General features: G+C 76.4%; 5 protein-coding genes. 1 reads left to right on the forward strand and 4 read right to left on the reverse strand.

What is annotated here, in order from left to right; translation table 11 throughout:
* Together ACG2DA_RS20590 and ACG2DA_RS20595 are read right to left on the reverse strand one after the other, a co-directional pair.
* The coding region (locus ACG2DA_RS20590) for a transposase (RefSeq protein ID WP_395258288.1) at window positions 1-641 on the reverse strand (641 nt) is incomplete at its 3' end.
* Between the two features lie 474 nt (window positions 642-1,115).
* Window positions 1,116-1,904: a hypothetical protein gene (locus tag ACG2DA_RS20595; protein WP_395258290.1), complete on the reverse strand. Its 789-nt coding sequence runs from the start codon at window positions 1,902-1,904 to the stop codon at window positions 1,116-1,118.
* A gap of 586 nt (window positions 1,905-2,490) precedes the next feature.
* Here ACG2DA_RS20595 and ACG2DA_RS20600 point away from each other — a divergent pair.
* Window positions 2,491-2,751: a helix-turn-helix domain-containing protein gene (locus ACG2DA_RS20600; protein WP_395258291.1), complete on the forward strand. Its 261-nt coding sequence runs from the start codon at window positions 2,491-2,493 to the stop codon at window positions 2,749-2,751.
* A 265-nt stretch (window positions 2,752-3,016) separates the two neighbouring features.
* On the opposite strand, the gene ACG2DA_RS20605 is transcribed toward ACG2DA_RS20600, so the two are convergent.
* Window positions 3,017-4,894: a GspE/PulE family protein gene (locus ACG2DA_RS20605; RefSeq protein WP_395258293.1), complete on the reverse strand. Its 1,878-nt coding sequence runs from the start codon at window positions 4,892-4,894 to the stop codon at window positions 3,017-3,019.
* A gap of 18 nt (window positions 4,895-4,912) precedes the next feature.
* A partial coding sequence (locus tag ACG2DA_RS20610; RefSeq protein WP_395258295.1) for a secretin N-terminal domain-containing protein occupies window positions 4,913-7,376 on the reverse strand: 2,464 nt, incomplete at its 5' end.

Genomic DNA, 7,376 nt, shown 5'->3' on the forward strand with positions numbered 1-7,376 from the left:
CAGCCGCAGGGCAGGTCGGCGTCCAAGGCCCGGCGGATCATCGCCCGGGCGGCGTCGGCCGGCCCCGCGGGTGCGACGACCCCGAGTCGCACATACCTGAGCGTGTCCGGGGCGCCGACGGCCGCGAGGCGGTCGGGATCCCGGGCCCACTCCGGCGGCAGGAGCAGGGTCCGGTCGATCAACGCGCAGCCGCGGGGCGTGCGGTAGGCCAGGAAGACGGCGGTCTGGCAGTTCACGGTTCGGTTCTCGATCCGCACCCGCGTCACGCCGACCGACTTCGTCCCCTTCTTTGCGAACCGGGCCACGCCGGCGATCAGCACGGACCGGTCGATCTCCCCGGGAACGGCGAGCCGGTCGACGACGTACTCCCGCAGGTCCTCGCGGACGGCGTCGGCGTCCCACCGGGCCCGGCCGAGGAACCGCTGCAGGTTGATCGGCGTCGGCTCCCCGGCCGCCTCGGCCAGCGCCCGGCCCGTCGGCCGCCCGGTCGCGGCGGTCAGGGCCCGCAGGTACCGCCCGGCCCGCTCCCGCAGTTCGCGGCGGCCGAAGCGGGGGGCGATCCGCTCGGCGACCGCGACGAGCTCGCGGTCCCGGCGGTCGTTTTCCCCGTCGTTAGCGGCGACCTCCCCGGCGTCCGTCATCCCGCGTTCCTGCTCGTCGACATCCGTTCCGCCCCGGCGTCTCCCGCCGGCGCGGCGAAGCGCAATAGTAGGCGACCCGGGCGGAGTCGAGTCCGGGACGTCGCCGACCGGCGGGGGCCGCCCGCCCGCCGCCGCGGCTCGGCCGGATCCGCCCTCTCCCCTAAAAAATAGGGGTGAGACTCTGTATCAGGCCTCGAAGGCGGCCGCCGCCGGGGGTGCGGCGTTCTGCCGCGCGTCACAGCGGGTGCGCTCTCAGGGCGCGCGCAAAACTCAGGCGTGGGGTTCTCCCGCGGCGGCAGCCCCCCTTCCACGGCGTCGGTTCGCCCCGGGAGCGTCCCGGGCGGCGGGGAGCGGCGCCGACGGGCCCGTGGGTTTCGTGACGTCCGTGAGCGGCAGCGGGGATGGGGGGCGACCGGCCCGCCGGCCTGCGGATCCCGCCACTGCGGATGCACGTCGGTCAGGGGGACCGCGGACTCACGTCGGCCAGAGGGCCTGCAGTCCCAGCCACACCGCGACGTTGACGACCGCCCACACGCAGACTTCCCGGGACATGGTCCCCCGCGCCCCCGTCTCCGCCTCCCGGACGAGGGCGTCGTGCCGCAGCCAGTAGAAGGACCAGAGGACGCCGACGGCCGCCAGCGAGCCGCAGACGGCGTCCCAAGTCTGGATCAGCCCGAGCGTCAGGTCGGCGGTCTCGGTCGCCTCGCGGGCCGCGTCCCGGAGGTCCGTCGCGACGCCTGGGGCGAACCATCCGGGCTCGTAGGCGTCCACCCGGCTCCGCAGTCCCGCGGCGCCGGCCTGGGCGGCCGCGACGAGGTTCGAGAACAGCCGGCTCATCCACCACAGGGCGGACACGCCGTAGAGCGTCTTGCGGTGCCCCATCCGCTTCAGCCCCAAGCTGCCCCGCTGCACCCGGCGGGCCCATCGGACGTCCGCGCAGGCGAGGTGGGCCCCGAACCAGCAGGCGGCGGCCCCGGCGACGACCGCGAGCAGCAGGAACCGCCACGTCCACCCGGCGAACCCGAGGTCGAACAGGTGCGAGCCGACGGCGACCGCCGCCCCGCAGAGCGGCCCGAGCGCGGCGGCGGCGAACAATTGGGCTCCGTCCGCGTCCTCCCTCACGGCCCGCTCGCCGTCCTCCCCCGCGAGCGGGTCGGGGACGGTCCCAGCCTTCGGGAAGAACTCCCGTGTCGACACGGATCCGCACACCGCGGCGAGACCGCCGAGCAGGGCCAGCGTCGCGAGGCGGGTCGTCGGGCTCACCGGCACGTACGGGGTCGGCTCAGCCGGTACGGGCGACGCGGCGACCTCGGCGGCGCCGCCCCCGGAGAACAGGCTGAGAACGGCGCCGACTGCAAAGACGCCCGCGATGGAGAGCCACAGGCGGAGGTCCTCGTCGTCCGACCGCGACCGCTCCGGCCCGCGGGGCGCCCCGACCCGGACCGACTCGTAGAACCCGCGGACGGCGGGGTCGTCCTGCCAGTCCCAGGGCGGTCCCCCGTCATCGAGGGGATCAGTTCGGCCGTTCGCCCGACCGAGCCCCGCCTCCGCGGGGGCGGCCGCTCCGCCCCCCGATCGGGCGGACGGGGCCGGTCCGACGGTCCGCGTCGCGGCCCCGTCGGGCGCCCTCCGCCCGGGACGGCGCGACGTCCCGCGGCCGGCCGGACCGCCGGCGACCCGGCGGCCCCGCGGCGTCCGTCCGGCAGCGGGTTCTCGGCGATCTCCGCTCATGGGCGACGGCGTGTGTCCGGGACGGTCGGGGGACTCGCCCAGTCTACCCGATTTTTGCATAACCGCATCAGCCCGCGAGCGTGCCGCCGTCATTTCGGGGCGTGCGGACCGGCGGCCGGTGGAGAAGACGCTTTACAGCGAAGAAAACGTCGTGTTCTGCCGGCTGCTCCGCGAGCTACGGGTCGGGGCGGGTCTGACGCAGACGCAGCTGGCCGAAGCCCTGGACGAGCCGCAGTCGAACGTCAGCCGGGTGGAGGTCGGCCAGCGGCGGCTGGACCTGCTGGAGCTGCGGCAGTGGCTGCGACCGCTGGGGGTGTCGGCGGCGGAGTTCGTCGCCCGGCTCGAGGAACGGCTCGCCCGGGGCGGCGGGGCCGACTGAAGCCGGTCCGCAGGAGCCGGGGGCCGTGCGGGAACGATCGGACCGCCCCGTCCTCACGCCGCGGCACCCGTATGCCGTGGTCCGGGGCTCGTCCCCGCGAGCGATCGCCGTCCCGCCCCTTCGGAGGACGGCGCGGCGGCTTCCCCCAGTTCGGGAATCCGCGGGCGCCGCCCGGTCGACCGCGGGCCGGGCACAACACGCTGATCAAGGTGTGGGCGGGGCGTCTCGCCCCGCCCCGTCCCTCGAGAGTGCGGACGGTCGCCGCTCACCCGGCCGCGGTCACTCGGGCCACCTCCTCCGGCGTCGTCTCCCCCGCCAGCACCCGCCGCAGGCCGTCGGCCCGCATGGGGGCGTAGCCGGCGGCGACCGCGGCGGTCCGCACCTCCGCGGCCGGGGCCCGGCGGCCGATCAGGTCGGCGACCTCCTCGGTGACGCTCAGCAATTCGCAGACGGCGAATCGGCCGCGGTAGCCGGTGCCCCGGCAGGCGTCGCACCCGGCCCCCCGCCGCAGCGTCGCCCCGGGCGGGACCGCGCCCGGCGGCAGGCCCAGGACCAGCCGGTCGGCCTCCGCGAACGGCGCCCCCGCCCCGCACGCCTCGCACACCCGCCGCACCAGCCGCTGGGCCAGCACGCCGGCCAGGCAGCCGGCGGCCAGGTAAGGCTCCACGCCCAGGTCCAGCAGCCGGGCGACCGCCCCGGGGGCGTCGTTGGTGTGCAGCGTGCTGAAGACCAGGTGCCCGGTCAGGCTGCTCTGCACCGCCATCGCCGCGGTCTCGGCGTCGCGAATCTCGCCGACCATGACCACGTCCGGGTCCTGCCGCAGCACGCTCCGCAGACCCGAAGCGAAGGTCATCCCCTTTTTCGCGTTCACCTGCGTCTGGCTGACCCCCGGCAGGCGGTGCTCGACCGGGTCCTCCAGGGTGAGTACGTTCCGCTCGTCCCGGTCGAGGCCGGACAGGGCGGCGTAGAGGGTCGTGCTCTTGCCCGATCCGGTCGGGCCGGTGACGAGCACCATCCCGTGCTGCCGGCTCACCAGGTCGCGGAAGCCGGCCAGCACGTCGGGGGGGAAGCCGAGCTCCTCCAGGCTGAGCACGCCGGTCCCGCGGTCCAGCAGGCGGACGACGACCCGCTCGCCGCGGTCGGTGGGCATTGAGGCGATCCGCAGGTCGATCGACCGCCCGCCGACCCGCACGGTGGCCCGGCCGTCCTGGGGCAGCCGCTTCTCGGCCACGTCCAGCCGGCCGAGCACCTTGACCCGGCCGACGACCTCCTCCCGCTGCCGGGCCGGCACGGTCAGGGCGTCGTGCAGCACCCCGTCCACCCGCAGCCGGACCGCCAGCGGGTCGCCGTCGGCCCCGCCGCCCGAGCCCGCGTCGATCGGCTGGAAGTGGACGTCGCTGACGCCGGTGCGGGCGGCGTCCAGCAGCACGGCGTTGACGAGCCGGACCACCGGCGCCCGGTCCGCCCCGTCCAGGAGGTCCTCGCGGGCGTCGCCGCCGGTCAGGCCGCGGACCGCCTCGGCCAGGTCGGGCTCGTCGGCGGCCAGTTCCGCGGCGGCCGCGCCGGCGACGCCGCGGGCCTCGTAGGCGGCGTCGATCGCCGCCCGCACGACCGCGGCGGGGGCGAAGATCGGCTCCAGGTCCCGCCCGAGGAACCGCCCCAGCGCGTCCGCGACCTCCCAGGCCGCCGCCGACCCCAGCACGAGGGTCGCCGCGGCGGGCGGGGCGACGGCCGCCGGCTCCGGGTCGATCGTCCCGTCCGCGGCGACCGCCCGGGCGGTCCCGTCGGCGGCGAAGACGGTCGCCGGCGGCGGGGGCGGGGCCCCGTCCGGCCGCGGCTCGCCCAGGACCAGCGCCCCGTGCCGGCGGGCGAAGGCGATCGTCGTCCGCTCCAGAAACTCCGGCAGGACGGGGGCGTCGGGAACGGCCTCGGCGTAGGGGGCGTCCAAGAACGCCGCGAACGCGCGGGCCTCGTCGTCGCCGGTCACGCCCGACTCGCGCGACCACGCCAGCGGGGCGACGCCGGGCGGCGGATCGCCGGCGTCCGCCGGCAGCAGGCCGCGGTCCCGCAGCAGGGCCGCCCAACGGGCGCCCGGGCGCCGCCCGCCCGGGTCGTCGGCGGCGGGGGGCGGGGCGTCTCGCACCGCCGCAGTGTGAGCGAATTAGGGCGGCGGGGCGAGGACGGTGATCGGCTTGATCGGGTGCGGGATCGTCACCGACGGGCGGACCTTCGGCGGCGGCGTGCAGGGCAGCAGGACCGGCAGGCTGGCCGGGGCGTCCGGGGCCAGGGTCGCCGCCGCGACGTCCCGGCGGGAGAGGTACTTCAGGTCCTTGAACTTGTCGTCCCGCAGGATCACCGGCTTCAGGAAGATGAACAGGGCCGTCTCGTTGACGTTCTCCCCGTAGGCGCTGACCAGGTGCCGCAGGATCGGGATCGCCTCGAGGTAGGGAATCGAATCCGTCGTATGGCTGTACCCGCTGCGGTTCAGCCCGCCGACGATCAGCGTGTGGCCGTCCGGGACGGTCACCTCGCTCTCGATCTCGTTGGTGATCCGCGGCGGCGGCGTGCCGTCGCTCCCGGTCCCCTGGAACTCGTTCAGGGTGATCCGGTACTCCAGCCGCAGCCGGTCGTCGTCGGTGATCCGGGGGGTGACGGTGATCGTCGTGCCGGCGTCCGCGAAGCCGGCGAAGCTCGTCGTGGCGACGACCTGCGAGGCGTTCACGCTCGTGAACGGGACCTCCGTCACGCTGGTCAACAGACCGGTCGCGTTGTCGTCGACCAGCACCCGCGGACTGCTGACGACCCGGCTGCGGCGGTGGGTCGTGAAGGCCCGCAGGACCACGTCGGCGACGGCCGGGTCCACCAGCGTGCCGTTGAAGCCCAACCCGGGGATCAGCTGCAACGCCCCGGTCAGCGGGTCGACCTCGGAGAGCCCGAAGGAGCTGAAGGCGAACAGCCGGCCGGGCCCCTCGGCGTCGCCGCCGCCGATCTCCACGCCGAGGCTGAACTCGTCGCTGACGTCCAGCACGACGATCTTGGCCTCGATCAGCACCTGCGGGCGGGGCCGGTCCAGCTCCTCGATCAGCTCGGCGTAGACGCCCTGCGTGACGGGGTCGGCGACGACGATCACGGTGTTCGTCCGCGGGTCGGCCGTCACCTGGGCCGGGGCGGCCCCGAACCCGCCGCCGGTCACGCCGCCGACCGGCGTCAGCCCGCCGGCCCCGGGCAGTCCCGCCCCGGCTCCCGCGAGGCCGGCGCCCCCGAATCCCGCCGCCGGCGGCAGGGCCGGCGGGTCGGCCCCGGCCGGGAGGCCGTCGACCGCCGGGGGGGCGCCCAGGCCGGGCACGGCTCCCGGGACGCCGCCGGCGTTCGGGACGAGGCCGTCGGCGACGTCGACGTCGGTGAACGCCGGCGGGACCGGCAGGACGCCGAGGTTTTGCTGGGGGAGCAGGGTCGCCCGGTTCGCCCCCGGCAGCAGGCGATCGCCCAGCAGGCGGTACCGTCCGTCCGTCCGCGGCAGCCCGCCCGGCGGGACCGCCGGCAGGCCGCCGGCGCCGCCGACCGCCAGCAGCGTTTCCAGGATCTCCTCGGCGGTCGCGTACTTCAGCTTGTAGAACCGCACCCGCCCGCCGGCCGCGGCCGCCCCGGGGGCGTCCAGCCGCTCGGCCAGCTCCGCCACCCGCTCCAGGACCGCCTCGGGGGCGGTCACGATCAGTACGTTCGCCTCCTCGTCGATCACGCCGCGGTAGAGTCGGGCGGCGTCCCGCTCGCCGATGACCCCCTTCGCCAGCCGGTCCAGCCGCTCGGCGGGCACGGTCGTCAGGTCGAACACCCGGGTCGAGAGGCCCAGCGGGACGTCCAGGGCCTCCGCCAAAGCCTCCGCCCGGTCCAGGGCCTCCGGCGGGCCGACGAGGATTAGCCGGTTCGTGCGGGCGTCGGCCGCGGCCGAGACGGCCGCCCCGGGCCCCTCCTCCCCGCCCGCGCCCGGCGGGGCGGCGGCGGCGAGCAGTTCCGTCAGCCGGGCGGCGAGGTCCTCGGCGGCCGTGTTCGTCACGTCCACGAACCGGGTTTCGGCCCGCGTGCGGGGGCGGTCGACCGCCTCGATCAGCCCCTCCACCCGGGCGAGGTTGCCGGCGAAGTCGGTCACGATCAGCAGCCGCGTCCCCTCGACGGCTGCGGCGCTGGCCCCGGCGGTCGACAGGAACGGCTGCAGCAGCGTGGTGAGGCCGGACGGGTCGGCGTGCTCCAGCGTGAAGACCCGCGTGACCGCGTCGCTGCCGGCCCCGGCCGCCCTCGGCAGGTCCGCCGCCGGGCGAATCGTCTTCCAGCCCTCCACCGGCGAGTCCGCCAGCACGAACCCCTTGATCCGCAGGGCCCCCCGCAGCAGGTCCTCCAGGCTGGCGACCGGCACGTCGCCCGGGGCCCGCAGCGTGATCGACTGCCCGGCCAGGGTCTGGTCGTGCAGGATCTTGATGCCCAGCCGTTCGCTGACGTAGTCGACCAGCACGGGCAGCTCGACCTCCCCGGGGAACGTCAGCCGCACGAACCCGGGCGGCGGCCCGGCCGCCGCGTCGGCCGGCTCGGCGGCCGCGGGCGGGACGACCGGCGGCGCCGGCGGCTGGGCG

This window comes from Alienimonas sp. DA493 (genome assembly GCF_043951915.1).
GTDB lineage: Bacteria > Planctomycetota > Planctomycetia > Planctomycetales > Planctomycetaceae > Alienimonas.